The sequence below is a fragment of the Leisingera sp. ANG1 genome (assembly GCF_000203975.2).
In the GTDB taxonomy this organism is placed as follows: domain Bacteria; phylum Pseudomonadota; class Alphaproteobacteria; order Rhodobacterales; family Rhodobacteraceae; genus Leisingera.
Map to the genome: position 1 here is coordinate 17,784 of NZ_AFCF02000014.1, position 21,670 is coordinate 39,453.

General features: G+C 62.7%; 22 protein-coding genes. 11 read left to right on the forward strand and 11 right to left on the reverse strand.

Annotated elements, in window-relative coordinates:
• Positions 1-14 precede the first annotated feature (14 nt).
• The 3 genes from GC1_RS20015 to GC1_RS20025 all read right to left on the reverse strand — a co-directional run bounded on the left by GC1_RS20015 (position 15) and on the right by GC1_RS20025 (position 2,805).
• The gene (locus GC1_RS20015) at positions 15-1,298 is read right to left on the reverse strand and encodes an ABC transporter substrate-binding protein (RefSeq protein WP_019295092.1); all 1,284 of its coding nucleotides are present in this window, start codon (positions 1,296-1,298) and stop codon (positions 15-17) included.
• Between the two features lie 92 nt (positions 1,299-1,390).
• Positions 1,391-2,467: a branched-chain amino acid ABC transporter permease gene (locus GC1_RS20020; protein ID WP_019295093.1), complete on the reverse strand. Its 1,077-nt coding sequence runs from the start codon at positions 2,465-2,467 to the stop codon at positions 1,391-1,393.
• A gap of 74 nt (positions 2,468-2,541) precedes the next feature.
• Entirely contained in the window at positions 2,542-2,805 is a 264-nt protein-coding gene (locus GC1_RS20025) for a hypothetical protein (RefSeq protein ID WP_019295094.1), read from the reverse strand.
• A gap of 102 nt (positions 2,806-2,907) precedes the next feature.
• On the opposite strand from GC1_RS20025, the gene GC1_RS20030 reads away from it, so the two are divergent.
• Entirely contained in the window at positions 2,908-3,240 is a 333-nt protein-coding gene (locus tag GC1_RS20030) for an SHOCT domain-containing protein (protein ID WP_019295095.1), read from the forward strand.
• Positions 3,241-3,267: 27 nt separating this feature from the next.
• Here GC1_RS20030 and GC1_RS20035 read toward each other — a convergent pair whose 3' ends face one another.
• A complete protein-coding gene (locus GC1_RS20035) occupies positions 3,268-4,254 on the reverse strand; it encodes a branched-chain amino acid ABC transporter permease (protein ID WP_019295096.1) in 987 nt (328 codons plus the stop codon).
• A gap of 102 nt (positions 4,255-4,356) precedes the next feature.
• The gene (locus tag GC1_RS20040) at positions 4,357-5,175 is read right to left on the reverse strand and encodes an ABC transporter ATP-binding protein (protein WP_029204703.1); all 819 of its coding nucleotides are present in this window, start codon (positions 5,173-5,175) and stop codon (positions 4,357-4,359) included.
• Positions 5,176-5,263: 88 nt separating this feature from the next.
• Between GC1_RS20040 and GC1_RS20045 the strand changes: the two genes are divergently transcribed.
• Complete coding sequence (locus GC1_RS20045; protein WP_019295098.1) at positions 5,264-5,449, forward strand: hypothetical protein; 186 nt, start codon at positions 5,264-5,266, stop codon at positions 5,447-5,449.
• Positions 5,450-5,502: 53 nt separating this feature from the next.
• Here GC1_RS20045 and GC1_RS20050 read toward each other — a convergent pair whose 3' ends face one another.
• Positions 5,503-7,467 (reverse strand): AMP-binding protein, encoded by a 1,965-nt coding sequence (locus GC1_RS20050; protein ID WP_019295099.1) that lies wholly within the window; start codon positions 7,465-7,467, stop codon positions 5,503-5,505.
• A 456-nt stretch (positions 7,468-7,923) separates the two neighbouring features.
• Between GC1_RS20050 and GC1_RS20055 the strand changes: the two genes are divergently transcribed.
• The 4 genes from GC1_RS20055 to GC1_RS20070 all read left to right on the forward strand — a co-directional run bounded on the left by GC1_RS20055 (position 7,924) and on the right by GC1_RS20070 (position 11,260).
• The gene (locus GC1_RS20055) at positions 7,924-9,825 is read left to right on the forward strand and encodes a hybrid sensor histidine kinase/response regulator (protein ID WP_019295100.1); all 1,902 of its coding nucleotides are present in this window, start codon (positions 7,924-7,926) and stop codon (positions 9,823-9,825) included.
• Positions 9,822-10,526, forward strand: a complete 705-nt coding sequence (locus tag GC1_RS20060) for a response regulator transcription factor (RefSeq protein ID WP_019295101.1) — start codon at positions 9,822-9,824, stop codon at positions 10,524-10,526. The genes GC1_RS20055 and GC1_RS20060 overlap by 4 nt, the downstream gene beginning before the upstream one ends.
• Before the next feature lie 66 nt (positions 10,527-10,592).
• Complete coding sequence (locus GC1_RS20065; RefSeq protein ID WP_019295102.1) at positions 10,593-10,991, forward strand: MAPEG family protein; 399 nt, start codon at positions 10,593-10,595, stop codon at positions 10,989-10,991.
• A gap of 41 nt (positions 10,992-11,032) precedes the next feature.
• Positions 11,033-11,260 carry a WGR domain-containing protein gene (locus GC1_RS20070; protein ID WP_019295103.1) on the forward strand — a complete coding sequence of 76 codons (228 nt, stop codon included), beginning with the start codon at positions 11,033-11,035 and terminating at the stop codon, positions 11,258-11,260.
• A 72-nt stretch (positions 11,261-11,332) separates the two neighbouring features.
• On the opposite strand, the gene GC1_RS20075 is transcribed toward GC1_RS20070, so the two are convergent.
• Positions 11,333-12,532: a hydantoinase/carbamoylase family amidase gene (locus GC1_RS20075; protein ID WP_019295104.1), complete on the reverse strand. Its 1,200-nt coding sequence runs from the start codon at positions 12,530-12,532 to the stop codon at positions 11,333-11,335.
• Between the two features lie 143 nt (positions 12,533-12,675).
• Here GC1_RS20075 and GC1_RS20080 point away from each other — a divergent pair, with 143 nt between their 5' ends.
• The 5 genes from GC1_RS20080 to GC1_RS20100 are packed head-to-tail and all read left to right on the forward strand — an operon-like array spanning position 12,676 to position 16,428.
• Positions 12,676-13,326 (forward strand): histidine phosphatase family protein, encoded by a 651-nt coding sequence (locus GC1_RS20080; RefSeq protein ID WP_019295105.1) that lies wholly within the window; start codon positions 12,676-12,678, stop codon positions 13,324-13,326.
• Positions 13,327-13,347: 21 nt separating this feature from the next.
• Positions 13,348-13,962, forward strand: a complete 615-nt coding sequence (locus tag GC1_RS20085) for a glutathione S-transferase family protein (RefSeq protein ID WP_019295106.1) — start codon at positions 13,348-13,350, stop codon at positions 13,960-13,962.
• A gap of 11 nt (positions 13,963-13,973) precedes the next feature.
• Positions 13,974-15,026, forward strand: a complete 1,053-nt coding sequence (locus tag GC1_RS20090) for a saccharopine dehydrogenase (protein ID WP_019295107.1) — start codon at positions 13,974-13,976, stop codon at positions 15,024-15,026.
• Positions 15,023-15,289: a SemiSWEET family sugar transporter gene (locus GC1_RS20095; RefSeq protein WP_019295108.1), complete on the forward strand. Its 267-nt coding sequence runs from the start codon at positions 15,023-15,025 to the stop codon at positions 15,287-15,289. Before GC1_RS20090 ends, GC1_RS20095 begins: the two co-directional genes overlap by 4 nt.
• Complete coding sequence (locus GC1_RS20100; protein WP_019295109.1) at positions 15,286-16,428, forward strand: saccharopine dehydrogenase family protein; 1,143 nt, start codon at positions 15,286-15,288, stop codon at positions 16,426-16,428. The genes GC1_RS20095 and GC1_RS20100 overlap by 4 nt, the downstream gene beginning before the upstream one ends.
• 69 nt (positions 16,429-16,497) lie before the next feature.
• Here GC1_RS20100 and GC1_RS20105 read toward each other — a convergent pair whose 3' ends face one another.
• From GC1_RS20105 to mutL, 4 genes are all read right to left on the reverse strand, one after another.
• Positions 16,498-16,821 (reverse strand): DUF3775 domain-containing protein, encoded by a 324-nt coding sequence (locus GC1_RS20105; protein ID WP_019295110.1) that lies wholly within the window; start codon positions 16,819-16,821, stop codon positions 16,498-16,500.
• An 87-nt stretch (positions 16,822-16,908) separates the two neighbouring features.
• Positions 16,909-18,213: an adenylate/guanylate cyclase domain-containing protein gene (locus GC1_RS20110; protein ID WP_019295111.1), complete on the reverse strand. Its 1,305-nt coding sequence runs from the start codon at positions 18,211-18,213 to the stop codon at positions 16,909-16,911.
• A complete protein-coding gene (gene rmuC / locus GC1_RS20115; RefSeq protein WP_019295112.1) occupies positions 18,214-19,596 on the reverse strand; it encodes a DNA recombination protein RmuC in 1,383 nt (460 codons plus the stop codon).
• A 31-nt stretch (positions 19,597-19,627) separates the two neighbouring features.
• On the reverse strand, positions 19,628-21,574 hold the full coding sequence (gene mutL, locus GC1_RS20120; protein ID WP_019295113.1) for a DNA mismatch repair endonuclease MutL: 1,947 nt from the start codon (positions 21,572-21,574) through the stop codon (positions 19,628-19,630).
• Between the last annotated feature and the right edge of the window lie 96 nt (positions 21,575-21,670).

Here is a 21,670-nt window from a genome sequence, read left to right on the forward strand (position 1 = left end):
GCCGGACAGAGCCCTTAGCTGCAGCCGGGCTCGATGTTGTTCTCAGACGCGTAGGCGGCGGAGTCTTCTTCGATCAGCTTGCCGATCACTTCGGTGTCGGACGGTTTGAAGTCCGAGATCAGCGACCAGGTCTTGCTCTCCGCATCCCACTGGGTCACGCCCACCAGGCCCGGGCCGCCGTGGTTCTCGCAGGAGACGTTGAAGGTCGGGCCGAAGTTCGGCATCCCCAGCGCTTCCATCTTGGCCTCATCGATCACCAGCGCTTCCATGCCGTCGCGCATCATCGCCGCGGTGATGTCCGCAGTGCCGTGAATCTCCTGCGCGGTCTTGGCGGCCTCTGCTGCCAGCATCGCCGCGTACATGCCGCGGTTATAGAGCACGTTGCCCACCTGATCGCCGGCGCCCGCGGCCTTGCCCGCATCAACGACGTACTTCTGGATGTCGTCAAACACCGGGAAGTCACGGCCCACGTTGTGGAAGGTCACCGCCTTGTAGCCGTCGGCCTTGGCGCCTGCCGGCATCACATCATGCTCGGCACCGGACCACCACACGCCGATGAAGTTCTCCATCGGGAAGCGGATGTTGGCGGCTTCCTGGATCGCCACCTGGTTCATCACGCCCCAGCCCCACATCACGACGTTGTCGGGACGGTCACGGCGGATCTGCAGCCACTGCGATTTCTGCTCCTGGCCGGGATGGTCGACCGGCAGAGCAATCAGCTCAAAGCCGTGCTTCTTGGACAGCTCTTCCAGGGTGCGGATCGGCTCCTTGCCATAGGCGGAATTGTGGTAGATCAGCGCAATCTTCTTGCCGCTGATGTCGCCGCCATTGGATTCCAGCAGGTAGTTCACCACGCCCGAGGCGCCGTTCCAGTAGTTGGCCGGGTAGTTGAACACGTGGCTGAACACTTCACCGTTGGCAGCCGAGGTCCGGCCATAGCCCATAGTGTGCAGCGGGATGTTGTCCGCGGTCACTTTGGGGATCAGCTGATAAGTGATGCCGGTGGACAGCGGCTGATAGATCAGCGCGCCCTGGCCCTTGGTGGACTCGTAGCATTCCACACCCTTTTCGGTGTTATAGCCGGTCTCGCATTCGATCACCTTGGCCTTGACGCCGCCGATGCCACCATCGCGCTCATTCAGCAGGGTGAAATAGTCGTTGTAGCCGTCCGAGAACGGGATGCCGCCCGCCGCATAAGGCCCGGTCCGGTAGCTGAGGTCCGGGAACACCAGGTCCGCCATTGCCGGACCGGCTGCCATCGCGGCGCCCAGCGCCAGTGTGGTCAGTGTCTTTTTCATCGGCTTAAATCCTCCCTTTGGTCTTATCCGATGGTTTCCAAAAACGGGGGTGGTCTTGCTTTTCTCCCCGCCAGCTCTCGAGGCCGCCCGCATCAGTGCGGGAAAGGCCACAGTCTCAGTTTCTCCTTGGCGACGCGCCACAGCTGCGCCATGCCGTGCGGTTCCGCGATCAGGAAGACGATGATCAGCGCCCCCACAATCACCAGCTGGAAATGCGCCACGATATCGGTGGGCCAATTCAGAAGATCGACGCCAACCACCTTGAGGATCACCGGCAGCAGCACCAGGAAGGCCGCACCTGCGAAGGATCCGAAGATCGACCCCAGCCCGCCCAGGATCACCATGAACAGCACCAGGAACGATTTCTGGATGCCGAAGGCTTCGCCAACCTCGACCGCGCCCAGGTACACGGCAAAGAACAGCGCGCCGGAGATGCCGATGAAGAAGCCGGAGACCGCAAAGGCCGTCAGTTTCGCTTTCAGCGGGTTCACCCCGATGATTTCGGCAGCGATATCCATGTCGCGGATCGCCATCCAGGTCCGGCCCACGGTGCCGCGGGTCAGGTTGCGGGCAATCAGCGCGCAGACCGTCAGGAAGATCAGGCAGAACAGATAGGTGGCCCAGGCCGGCGCATTGGGACCGGTGATGATGATGCCGAAGGTGTCACGCTCCGGCGCGTTGATCTGGCCCGAGGCGGAATAGTTGTAGAACCACGGCACCCGGTTGAACAGCCACACCAGGAAGAACTGCGCCGCCAGCGTCGCCACCGCCAGGTAGAACCCCTTGATGCGCAGGGACGGCAGGCCGAACAGCACACAGACAAACGCGGTGATACCGCCCGCCAGGATCACATGGATGAACATGCTGACTTCCGGGAAGGCGGTCATCAGCTTGTAGCAGGCATAGGCGCCCACCGCCATGAACCCGCCGGTGCCAAGGCTGACCTGCCCGCAGTAGCCGACCAGGATGTTCAGCCCGATCGCCGCGATCGAATAGATCAGGAAGGGCAGCAGGATCGCATTTGCCCAGTAGTCATTGATCAGGAAGGGGATAAGGCCAAAGGCCACCGCCAGCACCACATAGTACCGGTAACGGTCGAACTTGATCGGAAACGTCTGGCTGTCATCGGCATAGGAGACTTTGAAATCCCCGGCTTCACGGTAGAACATGTCTCAGATGCTCCCTTTCTGTTGCGCGTTGACACTCTTGCCTGCGCGGATACTGTTGCTGGTTGCTGCGGCGCTCATTCGATTTGCCCCCACTGGGCCTGCGCCGCGTCGCGCTGATCGCGCGTCATCCGGTTCGAAGGTTTGGCATAGCCGCTGCGCTCGCTGCCGCGCACCAGCCGCAAATAGGCGATGATGCCGGTAATCAGCCCGGCCGAGGCCAAGAGCGCCGCAGTCACCATCTGGGTTTCGCTGTAGCTTTCCGCCGTCAGCGCCAGATAGCCGAAGGCCCAGAAACCGGCCCAGGCAATCACGTTGATGACGGCGATCAGCTTGGTCATACCGCACCCCCGGCGTTAACCACTTTGTCAGATTTCCCGGCTTGGACACATTTTGCCCACTTCTTTGTGGAACCCTGTTCGCGGGTAGAGTGAGTGGAACAAATGACCGTGATTTTCGAGGAAATCCGGCGGCTGGAGGCCGCGCGGAAGAAGGGTGACATATCCGAGGCCGAATTTGCCAAGGCCAAGGGCCGGCTGCTGGAAACGGTGGAAGACGCAACCGTGCTGCCGCCCTTTGAGTTCGAACCGCCGCGGCGGCAGGCTGCCAATACCGGCCCCGGCCCCTGGGGGACGGTGCTGATCGGGCTCTTGATGGCCGCCCTGCTGACCTTTGTGGCCGGGCAGTTGATCGGCAACATCACCATCGCCTTCACTCTGGTCGCCACGGTCTGCGCCGCCATCGTTGTCGCCGCCTTCCGCCGGCTCGAGGGCTGAGTGTTCCCGGAGCAGATCATATGAGCCTCAGACCCGTTCAATGATCTTCTCCCCGAACAGACCCTGCGGACGGAACACCAGGAACAACAGCGCCAGCACATAGGCAAACCAGTTCTCAGTCGCGCCGCCCACCAGCGGGCCAACCGCGAATTCGAACAGTTTCTCGCCCACACCGATGATCAGGCCGCCAACAATCGCGCCGGGGATCGAGGTGAAGCCGCCCAGCATCAGCACCGGCAGCGCCTTCAGCGCGATCAGCGACAGTGAGAACTGCACGCCGGACTTGGTGCCCCAGACGATGCCCGCAACCAGCGCCACGAAACCTGCGACCGACCACACCAGAACCCAGATGAAGTTCAGCGAGATGCCGACCGACAGCGCCGCCTGGTGGTCATCCGCAACCGCGCGCATCGCCCGGCCCTGCTTGGTGTACTGGCTGAAGGCCACCAGGCCCGCCACCAAGAGCGCCGCGATCACCGTCGCCACGATATCCAGATTGTCGATAAAGAAACCGTAGCCGAAGATGTTGAAGGTGGTCTCGTCGATCCACAGGTTGATGCCCTGCGGCAGGCCGACGTCCAGCGTCTTGATCTCGGAGCCCCACATCAGATCGGCGACGCCTTCCAGGAAGTAGGCCAGCCCGATGGTGGCCATGAACAGGATGATCGGCTCCTGCCCGACCAGATGCTTCATCACCAGCACTTGCACCAGCCAGGCCAGCAGCACCATCACCGCGACCGTCAGGGCAATCGCAACGACGCCAGGAACATTCCATCCGAAGTGGGTGACATGGCCGCCAAAGACCGCGTTGATCAGATGCGAAAACGGCACCTGCCCTTGCATGATCCCCACCAGCGTCATCGCCGCAAACAGCGCCAGAACACCCTGGGCATAGTTGAAGATGCCGGAAGCCTTGTAGATCAGGACAAACCCCAGCGCGACCAGCGCATAGAGAACGCCCGCCATCAGGCCATTGAGCGTCACTTCCATCGCAAAGACGAGTTGTTCGGGCATTAGAGGCTCTCCTCGGAATTCTGCGCTGCGGCGGTGCACAGGAGGTGCACAGGGGGTGTACGGGTGTCACCCTGCCGGCGGCGGGTGTTGCTGCATTGCAACTCAGTCATGGCTGACCCCCAGGTAGGCGTCGATCACATCCTGGTTATTGCGCACCTCATCCGGGGTGCCATCACCAATTTTCTTGCCGTAATCCATCACCACGACCCGGTCGGAAAGGTCCATCACAACGCCCATGTCGTGCTCGATCAGGGCGATGGTGGTGCCGAACTCATCGTTCACATCCAGGATGAAGCGGGACATGTCCTCCTTCTCCTCGACGTTCATGCCGGCCATCGGTTCGTCCAGCAGCAAAAGCTTCGGTTCCGCCGCCAGCGCCCGCGCCAGTTCGACCCGTTTCTTCAGGCCATAGGGCAGCCGCGCAACAGGGGTCTTGCGGATGTGCTGGATCTCCAGAAAGTCGATGATCCGCTCCACCACTTCGCGGTTCTCGGTCTCTTCGGCCTCGGCCTTCCCCTTCCACAGGGCCTGCGAAAACAAGCCTGTTTTCATATAGTTAAGGCGGCCCGTCATAACGTTGTCCAGAACGCTCATACCTTCGAACAACGCGATGTTCTGGAAGGTGCGGGCGATGCCCTGGCGCGCCACCTCATAGGGGCGCATCGGCGGGCGTTTCTTGCCGTGGAACAGCACTTCGCCTTCCTGCGGCACATAGAAGCCGGAGATCACATTCAGCATCGACGACTTGCCGGCACCGTTCGGGCCAATGATCGCGCGGATCTCGCCCTCGCGGATGTCAAAGGAGATGTCCTGGATCGCCACCACACCGCCAAAGCGCAGGGTGATGTTCTTCATCTCCATCACCACACCGCCGATGGTGCGGCCGTCGTCAGTCACATAGCTTAAGGAATTGTCAAGCATAACAACGGCCTCCATATTTCTGCCGCATAGAAATTTTAAGATTTCCATGCGATACTTGTTCAAAACGAGCAGCAAGGAGATCGACGTTATGTTCGGCGAACTTGAGCATTCCTGCCTTCTGAAGATGGCACTTGAATGCAAGCAAATGGGCCTCAGCCAATCCGAAAGCCTGGCCTCCATCATGGAGCAGACTCACGGGTTCAGCTCCCCCTTCAAGATCCAGCAGGTGGTCAACACGGCCTACAATCCCGGCCTCAACCCCGACCTGATCTGAGGGTGACCCGGCCTGCCCGGCACGGGGCAGGAAATTATCCGGTGAAACGTGCATCATTCCGCGGCCACCTTGTGAACCGCTCCCGGTTTCACGTCCGCGTCGACAATGGTCAGCGTCGCTTTGATCGAACCCTTGCGGCCGTCCTCATAGGTCACTTCCGTCACTGTCGAGACCTTTTCCGAGCCGTCGTACAGCGCGGTAATGATGTCGTCGAACTTCTCTTCCACGATGCGGCGGCGCACCTTGCGGGTACGGGTCATTTCACCGTCATCGGCATCCAGTTCCTTGTGCAGCACCACAAAGCGGTGCACTTGGCAGCCCGACAGCATCGGGTCCTCCGCCACTGACTTATTCACCGCCGTGACATGCGACCGGATGGTCTCCAGCACCTTCGGATGACCTGCCAGCTCCTGATAGGAGGCATAGGCGATATTGTTGCGTTCCGCCCAGTTACCCACGGCCGTCAGGTCGATGTTGATGAAAGCCACACAGCGGTCGCGGCCATTGCCAAACAGCACCGCTTCCAGAATGTCCGGATAGAACTTCAGCTTGTTTTCCACATACTTGGGCGCAAACATGCTGCCGTCGGCCATCTTGCCCACGTCCTTGGCGCGGTCGATGATCCGCAGATGGCCGGAGCCTTCCTCGAAGAAGCCCGCATCGCCGGTGGCAACCCAGCCCTCAGCATCCTTGGTTGAGGCGGTGGAGTCCGGGTTGTTGAAGTATTCAACAAAGGTGCCGGGCGAGCGGTAGTGGATCTCGCCGCTGTCGTCGATCTTGATCTCGACCTCCGGCGCCGGCACGCCAACGGTGTCGGCCCGCACCTCGCCATCCGGCTGGACGGTGATGAACACGGTGGCCTCGGTCTGGCCGTAAAGCTGTTTCAGGTTGATGCCCAGCGAGCGGTAGAAATCAAAGATCTCTGGCCCGATCGCCTCGCCGGCGGTGTAGCCCACACGGATGCGGCCATAGCCCAGCGTATCCTTCAGCGGGCCATAGACCAGCACATTGCCCAGCGCGTATTTCAGCCGGTCCATCAGGCCCACAGGGCGGCCATCCAGAATGTCGCCGCCGACTTTCTTGGCGTGCGCCAGGAAGTGGTGGAACATCTTGCGCTTCAGGGCGCCTGCGTCCTCCATCCGGATCATCACATTGGTCAGCTGGCCTTCGAACACCCGCGGCGGCGCAAAGAAATAGGTCGGCCCGATCTCGCGCAGGTCGGTCATCATGGTGTCCTGGCTTTCCGGGCAGTTCACGCAGAAGCCGCACCAGTAGGCCTGGCCGATCGAGAAGATGAAGTCGCCCACCCAGGCCATCGGCAGGTAGGAGAGAATGTTTTCGCCTTGGGTCAGATGATCGAACTCTGAAGAGTTCTTGGCGCTTTGGATCACGTTGCGGTTCGACAGCACCACGCCCTTGGGCTTGCCGGTGGTGCCGGAGGTATAGAGCATCACGCAAGTGCTGTCGTAGTCCAGCTTGGCCTGGCGCGACTGCAGCTCACCGATCAGCTCATCATGGGCGGCGCGGCCCTGATCCTGAATGTGGCTGAACTGGTGCAGCTGGGTGTGGTCGTATTTCCGCATGCCGCGCGGATCGAGATAGATCATATGCTCGAACTGGTGCAGCTGATCCTGGATCTCGATCACCTTGTCGGCCTGCTCCTGATCGCCAACGATCACAAATCGCGCGCCGCAGTGACCCAGCACATAGGCCATCTCCTCGGCTACCGCGTCCTGATAGAGCGGCACCGGCACAGCGCCCACCGCTTGAGCGGCAACCATCGACCAGTAGAGATAGGGACGGTTGCGGCCGATGATGGCGACGAAATCGCCCTCCCTCACGCCAAGGTTGATAAGGCCCAGCGCCAGCGCCTCGATTTCCTTTGCCGTTTCGGACCAGGTCCAGCATTGCCAAATGCCGAATTCCTTTTCCCGGTAGGCCGGCGCATCCCCGAATTGCGCCGCATTGCGTTGAAGCAGCGCCGGCAGGGATTGCATACCCTGGGCGCCCGTCTGCATCTGAGCCAACTTTCTCTCCTCCCTTTCCGGCGTTACTGCCGGACTGGCCGCTGCCCGCGGCTCTGGCCCCGATTAGGGACAGCGGTAGAGTAGCCCGTCAACTTTTTCCTGATGTTTTCCCAAATCTTACGAATTGTAACAGCCCGTTTCGCCTTATTTTTAAGGCTGTTACGCTAGCCTCCGTAAGGTTGCATGAGCGAAACCTTGCAGCGCAAGGTAACAGTCCGCCCGCATTCGCGCGGGATACGAACGAATGGACAGTGTTTCGAATCAAGCTTTACTGGTGGATTTATGAAACTTTTGATCAGCCTGCCTACCGCTGAGAAACGGCACCCAAAAACTTTCAACAACCATAAGGGGATCATTGTCTTAACGCCGCGGCACCGGGACACCCCGCGGCCGAATGGCAATTTGCCCTGAACCTGCCCCGGTGCTAGCCATGATCCGGGGAGAGCCATGAACCGGACAAGCAAACAACACGCCGCAATGACCACCGCCGGGCTGAACCTGATCGCCCAGGCGCTGTCGATCTATGACAACGACCTGCGGCTGTCGGTCAGCAACCGGCGCTTTCAGGAAATGTTCAACCTGCCGGACCACCTGGTGCAGCCCGGTGCCTCCTTTGCCGAGACAATCCGTTTTCTCGCTGAAGCCGGGGAATATGCGCCGGAAAGTGACATAGAGGAGATCGTTCAAAGCCGGGTTGAGCAGGCGCTGGATTTCGTGCCGCATTACCTGGAACGCGAGCGGCCCAACGGGCAGATGATCTCGATCGAAGGCTCGCCGCTGCCGCAGGGCGGCTGGGTTACGGTCTATACGGATATCACCCGCGCCAAGCGCGCCGAGCAGCTGCTGCGCACCCGCTCCGAAGAACTGTCGGAGAAACTGATTACCCATACTGAGGAACTGTCCGCCGCCAACCGGCAGCTTGAGGCCGCCAACACCGCACTGGAAGAGACCAAGCGCCAGCTGACGGAAATTGAGGGCCGCACCCGCCTGACAACGGAAATGATGCCTGCCCATATCGCCCATGTGGATGCGGACGGTTATTACACCTATACCAACCGCCGCCTCAGTGCAGTGTTTCCGGGGCGCCCGTCGGATATCCTGGGCATGTATATTTCGGATGCATTGGGGGAGGCCGCATTCGAGCGGATCGAGCCGCATCTGCTGGCCGCCTACAAGGGCGGCAGCCCGGTTTTCGAGTTCACCGAAAGCCACGGCAGCCGCCGCATCAGGGTCGCCTTCACCCCTGACCAGCAGGGCGGCGTCTATATCCTGTCTATGGATGTGACCGAGGAAACCCAGGCCCGCGTGGCGCTGCAGCAGGCACGGCGCCGCGAGATGGCGGCGCAGATGACCAGCGGTCTGGCACATGATTTCTCCAACCTTCTAACCATCATTCTGGGCATGCAGGGCAAGCTGGAGAAAATGGGGCTGGGCGGCGAAGCCAGCGATCTGGTGCAAGGCACCCTATCTGCAGCGCGGCGTGGCGGGCGGCTGTTGAACCGGATTGCCGAGATGACCAGCCAGCGCACCCTGCGCCCGCAAGCGACGGATATGCACGCGCTGCTGGACGAACTGAAAGTGCTGGCATCACCTTCGCTGCCGCAAGGACTGGGGCTCAGCATTCTCGACAACCTGCCGGATCAGGCGCTGCTGTTGGACGCGGGCAAGCTGCAGGACGCGCTGTTGAACCTTATCCTGAACGCCCGCGACGCTTGCGGCACTTCCGGCCAAATCACGGTCAGTGCCCACTCGGTCGGCCAGACGTGGGTTGAAATCACCGTCACCGATACTGGCCCTGGTTTTTCGCCGGAAGCACTGGAAAAAGCTCTGAACCCGTTCTTCACCACCAAGGGCAGCGAGGGCTCCGGCCTAGGCCTGCCGATGGTCTATGACATGGCAAAACTCGCGGGCGGCGACATGCGGATTGGCAACGGCATCAGCGGTGCCGCGATCACCTTGCGCCTGCCATACCGCCCGGCCCCGGATGCCGGCGGCGGCATGGCGCTGCTGGTTGAAGACAGCGAGGAACTGCGGGCCGCCTTCCGCGATATGCTGATCGACCTCGGCTATTCGGTGATTGAGGCTGCCAGCGTGGACGAGGCCTGCGCACTGACCGCCGACCTGCCGGACATCGCGCTGGTGCTATCGGATATCATGCTGGAGGGCAGCGCAACCGGCGTTGATTTGGCCGTCCGGCTCGACGGCTCCGGCCTGCCCTGCATCCTGATGACGTCCTTGCCCGTCAGCGATCCGCTGTTCCGCAAGGCATTGAAATGCGGTCCGGTTTTGCGCAAACCTTTCACCATCCACCAGCTCTCTGAGCTGATCCAACCGGAGCCCGCCGTATGACATCGCCCCTGGTCACCATATTGGATGATGAGCCGGAAATCCGGCAGATCCTGACCGAAACGCTGGAGGACGCAGGCTTTCGCACCCAAAGCTTTGCACGCGCGCGGGAATTCGAGGCCGCGCTGAACCGGGTGACGCCGGACGTCTGCCTGGTGGACCTGTCGCTGCCCGATACCGACGGGCTGGCACTGGTGCACCGGCTGGCGCTGGAACAGGGAGCGGCAGTCATCATCATTTCCGGCCGGGCGCAGGTGCAGGACCGGGTGACCGGCCTGGAACTGGGCGCTGACGATTATATCACCAAGCCCTTCGACCCGGCAGAGGTCGTGGCCCGCGTCCGGGCCCGCCTGCGTGCTGGCCCGCGAACCGCAGCGCCCGCCAGCAACACCGCAAGGTTTGCCGGCTGGACCGCCCATTTCGACCGCTACGTGCTGGAGGATTCCGAGGGCTCCGAGACCCCGTTCTCCCATGCCGAAGGTGAGGTGCTGCGGCTGTTCCTGGACAGCCCCAAACGGCTGATCTCCCGCGCACAGATGCAGGAGATGCTGGGTGGCGCGGCCGGTGACAGCTTTGACCGGGCGATGGACGTGCGCATTTCGCGCCTGCGCACCAAGCTGCGCGAAGATCCTAAGAACCCGCGGCTGATCAAGACGATTTACGGCGCAGGCTATATCTTTTTGGGCGATGTCGACTGGGCCTAACCCCGCTCAGGTAGAAAAGCACCCAGACCGCACTACGCTCCTGTTGATAGACAAAAGGAGCGAAAGATGACGCAGTTGCAGTATTTTACCGCCCTTTCGGGGCTTTGGGTGGCGCTGGCCTGGCTGCCCTATATCCTTGACCGGGTCATGGTCCGCGGGCTGATGGGAGCAATGGCCAATCCCGGCCCCAGCGACCTGCCGCAATCGCTGTGGGCGCAGCGCGCGCACCGGGCGCATATCGTTGGGGTAGAACTATTTGCCGCCTTTGCGCCGCTTTCCGTTCTGGCGATGCTGGTGCTGCCGCCAGAGGATCAGCCCGGCACCTTGGGCCTCAGCTTCTTCCTCGGCATGGCAGCGCATTATGTCGTCTACGCCATCGGCATTCCGGTGCTGCGCACGCTGGCCTTTGCGGTGGCGGCGCTGTCTTCCGCGCTGCTGGGGCTTACGCTGCTGGGCACTGCATAGAGATTCTTGCCCGGGCGAATCACTTGGCATAGAATCACCCCATGGCCACCTGTCTGCTCTACCGCCAAGCCCCCTCGCGCCCGTCGCGGTTCTACCGCATTGAGCTGGCGATGAATCTGTTCTCCGAAGTCTCCGTGCTGCGGGAATGGGGCGTGGCCGGCGGCAACGGGCAAAGCGTGATCAATATCTACGCCAACCTGCGCGAGGCTTCGCTGGCCGCTGACAGGCACCGCAACCGGATGATCAAGCGCGGCTACGGCCGGGCCTGACCCGCGCCGCTCCAGCGGCGCCCGGCCAAACTGTGACGGGCCTCTGACAGGAGGCCGGGAACAGGCGGGAGATCACCCGGCCAGGGCGCGGGCAGCGCGGTCCAGAACTTGCAGCCCCAGCACCAGGTCCTCCTCGTCCGTATCCTCGTCAAAGGCATGACTGATACCGCCAATCGACGGCACAAACAGCATCCCAGCAGGCATAACCGTTGCCAGATTGGCCGCATCATGCAGCGCGCCGGAGGGCATCTTCTGCCACTTGCCGGGTGCCAGAGCCTGCGCTGCCTCGGCCAGTTCCGCCTGAAACCGTGCATCCATCGCCGCCGGTTCTATACCCATCACCGGGCCAAGCTCAGCCTTTACACCTTGATCCGCAGCAATCTCCCGCGCGGTCTCCTTGATGATGCCCTCCATACTTGCCAGCCGACCGGCATCTGCATCCCGCCACTGCATGGAGAACTCCACCCGCCCCGGAACCACGGAGGACGCATTGGGGTGCAGCGCCACATGGCCGATGGTCCAGACCGTGGCGGGTGTCACCACATTCGAAAAACGGCTGTTTAGAGCCGCATTGAAGGAAGACAGCGCCTGGAACGCGTCCCGGCGCAGGTGCATCGGCGTAGTGCCTGCATGGTTCTGCCGACCCTCAAACGTGATCCGCATATCCCGGATGCCGGCAATGTCCGTCACCACCCCGATCCTCAGGCCGGTTTCCTCCAGATAAGGGCCCTGCTCGATATGCATTTCAAGGAACCCGGTGAACCTGTCATGCGGCAGGAAATCCCCGGCCAGATCCGCCATCTGCGCCCGCATGTCTGCAAGGCTGTTGCCCTGAGTGTCAGCAAACCCGTCCGCCTCTTCCAGTTCCAGCTTGCCGGTCCAGACATCAGAGCCGGTCAGCACCCCGAACCGCCCCTCTTCATCCTGGAAGCTGACGCAGGAAATGAGCGGCCCGCCATCCTCCTTGGCGGCGCGGGCAGCCTCAAGCCCGGCAATCACGCCCAGCGCCCCGTCCAGCCAGCCGCCTTCGGGCTGGGTGTCACTGTGCGACCCCAGCAGCAGGCTCTTCCCGGCCGCCAGTCCGAAAAGGTTGCCGAGCGGGTCGAAATGCGGCTCTAACCCGGCGCCTTTAATACGTTCCGCCAACCATTTGCGCGCGGCGATGTCAGCGTCCGAGTAGGCCTGCCGCACCACGCCCTTGCCCGCACCTGACGCGCCAAAGCTACGCAGCTTATGCAGGTCATCAAGAAATCTCTGAGGATCAAGGGGCATGGCAAATCTCCAATCTGGCAGATGCACACTGCGCCATGTCTTTCGCGCCTACAATGAATTTGGCAGACGCAGTTTCAAGCCGCCCTTCCCTCTGCCTGCAAGCTCCCCTAAGACTCCCCCGGTAACAACGGAGCCGCTGCCCCATGTCCCACATCACGCTGATCCGCCACGGCCAGGCCAACACCCAGGCCCGCGACGAGGCCAGCTATGACCGGCTCAGCGATCTGGGCCACCAGCAGGCGGCCTGGCTGGGCGACCACCTGCGGGCCAGCGGCAGCCATCATCCGCGTGTCTATTGCGGTACTCTGACCCGCCATATCGAGACCGCAGCCTCAATGGGCTTTGCAGAACCGGTACAGGACGCGCGGTTGAACGAGATGGAGTATTTCACCCTTGCCGAGGCGATGCGCGATCAGCACGGGTTGCCCATTCCAGAAGAGCGTGAGGGGTTTGTCGACCATCTGCCAAAGGTCTTCGCCGCCTGGGCAGCCGGCGAAATTGCAGAGCCTTACGAGAGCTGGTCGCAATTCGAAACCCGCACCCGCCAAGCGCTGGAAGAGATCGCCGTAGGCGACGGCCCGGCCTTGGTGGTGACGTCTGGCGGGCTGATCTCCATGGCAATGCGGCAGGCGTTGGGGCTGGACACCGCAGGCATGGCCCGGATTGCCCTGGCGGTGATGAACACCTCCATGCACCGGCTGTTCCCCATCGGCGGCCACTGGAGCCCGGTTTTGTTCAATGCGGTGCCGCATCTGGAAGCGCCGGACCGGCATTTTGCCCAGACACATCTCTGAGACATAAACGGGAGGGACGACATGCAGCTCTACTATGCCCCCAATACCATCTCGGTGGCCGTCGCCATCGCGCTTGAAGAAGCCGGTATAGACTATGAGGCGGTCAAGATCGACTTTGCCGCCAAGGAACAGACCGGTGCGGCCTATGCCCAGATCAACCCCAAGGGCCGGGTGCCTGCGCTGGCGGTCGAGGGTGGCATCCTGACAGAAACCGGCGCGCTGCTGGAGTACATCGCTGACATGGCTCCGGAGGCGGGCTTGCGGCCGCAGGACCCGGTTCTGCTGGCACGGATGCGCGAGGTGATGTTTTACCTCGCCTCCACCATGCATGTGAACCACGCGCACCGCTTGCGCGGCGCCCGCTGGGCCAAGGAGCGGACCAGCTGGAAGGACATGCAGAAGATGGTGCCCCAGACCATGGCCGCCTCCTGCGGCTACATCAGTCAATCCGGACTGCGCGGCCCGTTTGTACTGGGGGACGAGGTCAGCCTCGCCGACTGCTACCTTTACGTAGTTTGCACCTGGCTGGAAGGTGACGGGGTGAACACCGCGGATTTCCCGAAAATCCAGAACTTCATGACGGCAATGGAACAGCGCCCATCCGTGCGCGCGGTCTATGCCAAGGGAATGCTTTGAAGGACATGACAATGACGCATCTGTGGGTACGGGCCGAGCAGCGCCCCAACGAAGACCGGGTGGGCCTGACGCCCGAAGGCGCCAAGGCTCTGCAGGCCGCGGGAATCAAGGTCACGGTCGAAGAAAGCTCTGTCCGGGCAATCCCGCTGCAGGGCTACATTGATGCAGGCTGCGAGATTGCGGCGGAGAACTCCTGGCCGCAGGCGCCTGCGGACGCGATCATCTTCGGTCTGAAAGAGCTGCCCGAGGATGGTACCCCGCTGCCGCACCGCCACATCATGTTCGGCCATGCCTTCAAGGGCCAGCACTCCGGCAAGGCTTTGCTGGAGCGGTTCAAGTCCGGCGGCGGCACGCTTTATGATCTGGAATACCTGGTCGACGAGACCGGCCGCCGGGTTGCCGCCTTTGGCTACTGGGCGGGCTATGCCGGCGCCGCGGTGACGCTGAAAGCCTGGGCCGCGCAGCAGCGCGGAGAACTCTGCGGCCCGGTTGGTGTCTACGGCGGCAAGGATGCCTTGCTGGCAGACTTGGGCGCGGAGCTTGACGCCCTGAACATGGACCGCCCCACCGCGATCGTGATCGGCGCGCTTGGCAGGGTTGGCACCGGTGCGGCGGATCTATGCGAGGCGATGGGAGTCGCTGTCACCAAATGGGACATGGCGGAAACCGCCAGCGGCGGCCCGTTCCCGGAGATCCTGGCCCATGACCTGTTCCTGAACTGTATCTTCGCACGTCCGGGCACCCCGGTCTTTGTCCCGCGAGAGGCCCTGACGGCGGACCGCAAGCTGACCGCCATCGGCGATGTCGCCTGTGACCCGGACAGCGATTACAACCCGGTGCCGGTCTATGACCGCGCAACCACCTGGGAGGCCCCAGCACTGCGCGTTGCCGAAAACCCGATGCTCGACGTGATGGCAATCGACAATCTGCCGTCGATGCTGCCGGTGGAGAGCTCCCAGGATTACGCAGCTCAGCTGCTGCCCTCGCTACTGACGCTAACCGATCTGGATAGCGGCGTGTGGGGCCGGGCCAAGGCCACATTCCTGGAGCACTTGCCCCAATGAACGCGACATACATCGGATTTCTGGCGGCCCTCCTCGGCACCATCTGCTGGCTGCCGCAGGCCTGGAAAGCCTGGGCAACCCGGGACACCGCCGGTCTGTCCCTGCCTGCAAACCTGATGTTTCTCGGAACCGTCAGCCTGTGGCTGATCTATGGGCTGCTGGTGGGTGATGCGCCCATCATCCTTGCCAATGCCTGCACCATCGTCATTGTTCTGGCGATCATCGCGGCGATCCTGAAATACAAGAAAGGGACTGACACATGACTATTCACTGGTGCGGCACCGGCCTGTCGGCAATCCCCGGCTTGCGCCGTCTGCTGGAAGCGGGCCATGACGTGGCGGTCTGGAACCGGACCACCGACAAGGCGCGCGAGGCCGTGGGCGACCTGACCACCAACATCCACGCCTTCAGCATCGCCAACCTGGGCCAGATGCTGAGCCCTAAGGACGTCATCGTCTCGATGCTGCCCGGCGACTGGCATGTGCCGCTGGCGGAGCTGGCCATCGAGCACGGCGCGCATTTCGTCTCCTCCTCCTACATCGCGCCGGAAATGCGGGCGCTGGACCAGAAGGCCAAGGATGCGGGCGTCTGCCTGATCAACGAGGTTGGCCTGGATCCGGGTATCGACCATCTGATGGCCCATGCGCTGGTCGCGGATTACAAGGCCTCCGATGCCTTCGACCCGGCTAACGAGATCAGCTTCATCTCCTACTGCGGCGGCATCCCCAAGACCCCGAACCCATTCCGTTACAAATTCAGCTGGTCGCCGCTTGGCGTGCTGAAGGCGCTGCGCTCGCCGTCGAAGTCGATCCGCGATTTCAAGGAACTGGATGTCGCCCGCCCGTGGGATGCGATCTCCTCCTATGAGGCACCGCTGCCCGCCCCCGAAAGCTTCGAGGTCTACCCGAACCGCGACTCGATCCCCTTCATGGGCCAGTACGAATTCGGCGAAGACTGGAAGGTGAAGGAATTTGTCCGCGGCACCCTGCGCCTCAACGGCTGGGCCGATGCCTGGGCGGATGTCTTCAAGGAGGTCGAGACCCTCTCCGGCCCCGAGGGCGATGCCCGCTTGAAGGAAATGTCCGACCAGTTCTGGGCCGAAAACGCCTATGACGAGGGTGAGGCGGACCGGGTGGTGCTGTGCGTGGGCCTGAAGGCCGAGAAAGACGGCGCCGAGATCTGGCACAAGACCTATGTGATGGACGCCTGGGGCGACGCGCGCGGCACTGCAATGGCGCGCCTGGTCTCCTATCCGGTATCTTTTGCCATCGAGGCCGCGATGAACGGCAAGATCGCCGCAGGAGTCCATGCCGCGCCCAGCGACCCTGCCCTGGTCGAAAAGTGGATGGGTGAGATCGGCAAACTGGCGCAGCACCTTGAAGTCGTTGACAGCAAGGCCTGATCACAGGCTGAAACAACGAAGGGCGCCAGATTGCGGCGCCCTTTTGCTGTGAAGAACTGCGCGGCCGGATCAGCGGCCGATCACATCATCCTCGACATCGTTCACGTCGATCCCCAGCGCTTCCAGCCCGGCTTCCAGATTGTCGGCCAGGTGCGGCGTGCCAAGCAGGTAGTCCACGGTCGGCGTGGTGGCTTCCTGGCGGGCGGTATAAATCGCCTCACCCAGCTCCTCCGGTTCGAAACTGCCGCGGCCGACCCACATGATGCCGACCAGCTCCGATTGCTGGTCCTCGCTCATCCGGTCGATGAAGGCGCGCAGCTCACCCTCAGCCCGGCCCAGCTCCCGGGCCATCATCGCCACCTGTGCCACCTTGCGGACTGAGATCTCCAGCATTGCTCCATTCCTTCTGTTCGCAGCCTCAGCATATCAAACCGCAGGCAAAACGCCTAAGTCTTTGATCTGTGGCAAATGGAGCGGCGGTTAGCCTTGTGCCTGGCCGAAAAGCGCGAGCCCCTTGCTGCGTCCGCGCAAGACCTCCTCCGGCAGAGAAGCCCAGCCCTCTTGCGCTGGCTCTTTGCCAGCAGCTTGGAGCAAGTCCGCTGACGCAATCACGGCCATGCCCTGCGCCTTGGTCAGCTGCTCCAGCCGCGCGGCGGTGTTCACCGTGTCGCCAAATACCGAGTACTCCAACCGCTCTGGCGTTCCGGTCACCCCCGAAAACACCTCTCCCCAGTGCAGCCCGATCCCAACACCCAGGCCGGCATCCCCTGCCTGGTCCCGAGTGTGACGCCAGTCCTTCATTTGCGCCAATAGCCCCTCGGAGCACTCCAGCGCCCGGGCCGCAGCGCGCTCGCCTTCGAACAGGATCATCGCCGCATCGCCGATGTATTTGTCGATCAAACCTCCAGTCCGGGCAGACACCTCTTCCACCCGGGTCCTGAACTCCGTAATCAGGCGGCTTACCTCCTGCGGCTCTCGCCCCTCGCACCAGGTGGTGAACCCGCGGATGTCAATGAACAGTATCGCCATTTTTTGCTGCCGGCCTGCCTGCATCTCCGCCAGCCCGCCGCCCGCAAGGCGGTCTGCCAGCTGCGCCGGCAGGTAGCGGGTCAGGTTTGCTTTCTGACGGGCTTCGTCGAGTGAGCGATGCAAAAGCCCGCGCATCCGCAGCGCAGCCACCACCAGAACACCGCCTGCCAGGCACAGCATGACCAGGCGCATGAAGTTGGGCGGCGAGTCCAAGGTGAGCCTGATCCTTTCTATCAGGTCCGGCGCGGCCTCAGGCGGCTGCCACAGGATCATCCAGCCAAACCCGGCCGCAATCAGCAGTAGCATCACGGCCAGCCGCAATGGGTTCAGCCTGAGGACGCCAAAGGCCAGCACGACAGGGGCCATCCACACGGCTGGCATTGCAAAGACCGCCCCGCCCGGCACGCCGGTGTTCAGCAGCGACAAAAAGGTGTTCAGCAGCAGAAAGGCGCAATCGGCAAATACCGCCAACCAGATCATCCAGGGCTTGAACAACTGTTTGCTGATCGCCCAATAGATCAGCACGCCCACCGCCAGGTAAGATAACATGGTGGCTGTTGCCAGCCCGACCTGACGCCGCAAATGCGGTTCCTCAATCACCCGAACGGCCTCAATGGCCAGCACCATCGCCAGCATCAGGCCCAGCGCCACGGCTATCCTCAAGAGCGCAACGATGCGTTCCGCTTCAACTTCCGCTGCGCGCAACAGGGCTGTTTCCTGCGGCTTCAGAGCCTTCAGCGCCGGCAGCAGCTGCATCTACTCTTCCGCCAGAAGCGCCACCTGGCGCGGCTCGACCTCCACCTGGCCAGGGTCCTCCAGCTCAGCCCCGTTGGCGACTACGCCCATTGCCTCGAACCTTCGGGCCGAGGGCAGCACCCGGGCTTCCAGCGAGCCAACCGCCTTGTTGTAGTTGTTGACCGAGGACGACAGCGAGCGCCCGACCGAGGCCAGGTTCTTGGAGAAAGTCGCCAGCCGGTCGTAAAGCTCCTTGGCGGTCTTCTGCACTTCAACAGCGTTCTCCGCCATCTTCTCCTGCTGCCAGCCGTAAGCAATCGATTTGACCAAAGCCATCAGCGTGGTCGGAGTGGCGATCAGAACTTTGTTTTCGAAAGCATATTCGATCAGGCCTGGGTCCGCTTCCGCCGCAGCCGAGACAAAGGTTTCGCCGGGGATGAACATCACCACGAAATCCGGCGTCTCGCCCAGTGCGCTTTGATAGGACTTGGAGGCCAGCTGCCGCACATGGGTCTTCACATGGTTTGCGTGGCGGGCAAGTGCCGCCTGCTGAGCGTCGGGCGTCTCCGCCTCCAGCGCATCCAGATAGGCCTCCAGTGGGGTCTTCGCGTCCACCACGATGCTCTTGCCGCCGGGAATGCGCACCACCGCATCAGGCCGGCGCAGGCCCTCGTCGGTGCCGACGCTTTTTTCCAGCTCGTAATCCACATGCTCAGCCATGCCGGCCATCTCGAACACCTGCCGCAGCTGCATCTCGCCCCAGCGGCCGCGGGTCTTGGGCGCGCGCAAGGCCTGCACCAGCTTGCGGGTCTCGCCACCCAGCGCAGCCTGGCCTTCGGCCAGATGCTTCACCTGAGTCTGGATCGCGCCATAGGCCTCATTGCGGGCCTGTTCGATCTCCTTGATCCGTTCACCGAACTGGCCCAGCTTCTGGTCCAGCGGCTTCACCAGATTTTCGATCGCGGTGTGGCGCTTGGCCAGATCCTCATCCGCTGTCTTGCTGTGGGCCTGAAACCGTTCGCTGACCAGGCTCAGGAAGCTTTCGGAGTTCTGCTTCAAAACGCCCGAAGCCAGCGAGGCAAACTTGTGCTCCATCTGCTGGTTCATGTGCTGCAGTTCTTCCAGCCGCGCGGCGTGCTCTGCCTTCAGCGCCTGCACCTGCGCCTCGGCCTGATAGCGGCCAGCGCGCTCATTCTCATGCACGCGGCGCAGGGTGGCCAGCTCGTCCGTCAATTCCGGCAGCCGGGTCGCTTCTGCCTTCAGCCCGGCAATATGGCTGCGCTGATCTGCGTTCGCCTGCTCCAGCTGCCGCGCCGTGCTGCGCAGCCGCAGCCCCGCCAGCGCCAGAAGCGCGGCCAATCCGGCCAGCGCGTAGATCGCCCATTGGGCCTGTTCCAGTGTCACTGCTCGTCCTCCCTTAAACGGGGGTTCTTGTTCATGTGCGCCCGAACAGGCGCTCGATATCTGCCAGTTTCAATTCCACATAGGTCGGGCGGCCATGGTTGCACTGGCCGGAATGGGGCGTTGCCTCCATTTCCCGCAGCAGCGCATTCATCTCCTCCCCCCGCATCCGGCGGCCGGAGCGGATCGAGCCATGGCAGGCCACCCGGCTCAGGATCGCCTCGACGCGCGCCTGCACCAGCTGGCTTTCGCCTTGGTCCGACAGCTCATCCAGGATGTCCTTGATCATCGCCTCGGCATTCACTTCGCCGAGGATCGCCGGGGTTTCCCGCACCGCAATGGCATTGCCACCGAAGGCCTCAATGCCAAGGCCAAATTTCGCCAGCTCATCCGCCACACCCAAAAGGCAGGCGCAATCATTGTCGCTCAGCTCAACGATCTCCGGGATCAGCAGCGCCTGTGCGGCGACGCCATTCTCCGCCATTTGCCGTTTCAGCTTCTCATAGACCAGCCGCTCGTGCGCGGCATGCTGGTCGACAATCACCATGCCGTCGGCGGTCTGGGCGATGATGTAGTTCTCGTGCACCTGGCCGCGCGCCGCACCCAGCGGCAGGGCCTCGGCCCCGGGCGCGGTGGCCTCGGGCGCATCCGCAGGCTGAACCGGGGCCATCGGGACCTCCGGGGTTTCAGTCACTTGGCCGCTGTAGGCGCCAGCCAGCTCTGCAAAGCCCGGAGACGCCAGCGGCTGGTAGGCGGGTGCGGGCGCAAAGCTCTCCGGCTGCTGCGCCGCATAGGATGCCGTCCGCGCACCGTAAGAGGGCCGGTCCATCTGATAGATCCTTGGCGCACCGTTCGCCGTGGGCTGCTCCGCCTTCATCGCGCCCAGCGTGGCGCCTGCCACAGTGGTTGAAGCCCGGTGACCGGCTTCTGCCAGTGCATGGCGCAGGGAGGAGACGATCAGCCCACGCGCAAGGCCGGGGTCGCGGAACCGGACTTCGGATTTCGCAGGATGCACGTTCACGTCCACCAGCTGCGGGTCGCAATCAATGAACAGCGCCGCCGCCGGATGCCGGTCACGGCTGAGGAAATCGAAATAGGCTGCCCTGAGCGCCCCGGTTAGCATCTTGTCCTTCACCGGCCGAGTGTTCACAAACAGGAACTGCGCCACCGCCGCGCCGCGGGAATAGGTCGGCAGCGCCGCATAGCCATAAAGCCGGATACCCTCGCGGGTGGCGTCGATCTTCAGCGCGTTTTCCGCAAACTCCCGTCCCAGCACCGAGGCCAGCCGCCCGTGCAGCGCATCGAAAAGGTCGCCTGACAAGGGATCGGCGCGGAAGGTGACCCGCCCCTCGCCGCCGCCGGATACATCGCGCAGGGTGAAGCCCACCGAGGGCTCCGCCATCGCAAGCCGCTTTACCGTGTCCCCGATCGCCTGCGCCTCGGCCCGGTCGGTGCGCATGAATTTGAGCCTTGCTGGCGTCGCAAAGAACAGGTCGCGCAGCTCAACAATGGTGCCCGCCCGCAAGGCTGCCGGCTTCACCGGCTCCTGCTTGCCGCCCGACACCCGGATCTGCGCCGCCTCATGGCCCTCGGCCCGGCTGGTGATGGTCAGCCGCCCGACAGCACCCAGAGAGGGCAGCGCCTCGCCCCGGAAGCCGAAGGTGTGGATGTTCAGCAGGTCAGAGCCGTCGATCTTGGATGTCGCATGGCGGCTCAGCGCCAGCGGCAGGTCCTCCGGTGTCATGCCGCAGCCGTCATCCGTTACCCGGATCAGCGTCTTGCCGCCATCTGCAATCTCCACCGTGATGCGGGTGGCACCCGCGTCAATGGCGTTTTCTACCAGTTCTTTCACGGCGGAGGCGGGGCGTTCCACCACCTCGCCCGCGGCAATCCGGTTGATGGCGCTATCGTCCAGCTGACGGATGATTGGCCGGACGTTTGAGGCGGTATTTTCGCCGATATGGGGTTTTGCACTGCTCATACCCCTAAATTTAGCATGTATGACCGATTCTGCCACCGGAATGCACTGCAGCCCCGCAGCAGTAGCGCAAAAGAGGATTACTGCCGCCAGCCGGCA

Coding starts and splice junctions, on each gene's coding strand:
- GC1_RS20035 (WP_019295096.1), bottom strand. CDS start 4,254: ATGCCCGAACAACTCGTCTTTGCGATGGAAGTGACGCTCAATGGCCTG.
- GC1_RS20085 (WP_019295106.1), top strand. CDS start 13,348: ATGCAGCTCTACTATGCCCCCAATACCATCTCGGTGGCCGTCGCCATC.
- GC1_RS20060 (WP_019295101.1), top strand. CDS start 9,822: ATGACATCGCCCCTGGTCACCATATTGGATGATGAGCCGGAAATCCGG.
- GC1_RS20065 (WP_019295102.1), top strand. CDS start 10,593: ATGACGCAGTTGCAGTATTTTACCGCCCTTTCGGGGCTTTGGGTGGCG.
- GC1_RS20015 (WP_019295092.1), bottom strand. CDS start 1,298: ATGAAAAAGACACTGACCACACTGGCGCTGGGCGCCGCGATGGCAGCC.
- GC1_RS20040 (WP_029204703.1), bottom strand. CDS start 5,175: ATGCTTGACAATTCCTTAAGCTATGTGACTGACGACGGCCGCACCATC.
- GC1_RS20075 (WP_019295104.1), bottom strand. CDS start 12,532: ATGCCCCTTGATCCTCAGAGATTTCTTGATGACCTGCATAAGCTGCGT.
- GC1_RS20105 (WP_019295110.1), bottom strand. CDS start 16,821: ATGCTGGAGATCTCAGTCCGCAAGGTGGCACAGGTGGCGATGATGGCC.
- mutL (WP_019295113.1), bottom strand. CDS start 21,574: ATGAGCAGTGCAAAACCCCATATCGGCGAAAATACCGCCTCAAACGTC.
- GC1_RS20100 (WP_019295109.1), top strand. CDS start 15,286: ATGACTATTCACTGGTGCGGCACCGGCCTGTCGGCAATCCCCGGCTTG.
- GC1_RS20030 (WP_019295095.1), top strand. CDS start 2,908: ATGACCGTGATTTTCGAGGAAATCCGGCGGCTGGAGGCCGCGCGGAAG.
- GC1_RS20045 (WP_019295098.1), top strand. CDS start 5,264: ATGTTCGGCGAACTTGAGCATTCCTGCCTTCTGAAGATGGCACTTGAA.
- GC1_RS20070 (WP_019295103.1), top strand. CDS start 11,033: ATGGCCACCTGTCTGCTCTACCGCCAAGCCCCCTCGCGCCCGTCGCGG.
- GC1_RS20095 (WP_019295108.1), top strand. CDS start 15,023: ATGAACGCGACATACATCGGATTTCTGGCGGCCCTCCTCGGCACCATC.
- GC1_RS20055 (WP_019295100.1), top strand. CDS start 7,924: ATGAACCGGACAAGCAAACAACACGCCGCAATGACCACCGCCGGGCTG.
- GC1_RS20025 (WP_019295094.1), bottom strand. CDS start 2,805: ATGACCAAGCTGATCGCCGTCATCAACGTGATTGCCTGGGCCGGTTTC.
- GC1_RS20020 (WP_019295093.1), bottom strand. CDS start 2,467: ATGTTCTACCGTGAAGCCGGGGATTTCAAAGTCTCCTATGCCGATGAC.
- GC1_RS20050 (WP_019295099.1), bottom strand. CDS start 7,467: ATGCAGACGGGCGCCCAGGGTATGCAATCCCTGCCGGCGCTGCTTCAA.
- GC1_RS20090 (WP_019295107.1), top strand. CDS start 13,974: ATGACGCATCTGTGGGTACGGGCCGAGCAGCGCCCCAACGAAGACCGG.
- GC1_RS20110 (WP_019295111.1), bottom strand. CDS start 18,213: ATGCAGCTGCTGCCGGCGCTGAAGGCTCTGAAGCCGCAGGAAACAGCC.
- GC1_RS20080 (WP_019295105.1), top strand. CDS start 12,676: ATGTCCCACATCACGCTGATCCGCCACGGCCAGGCCAACACCCAGGCC.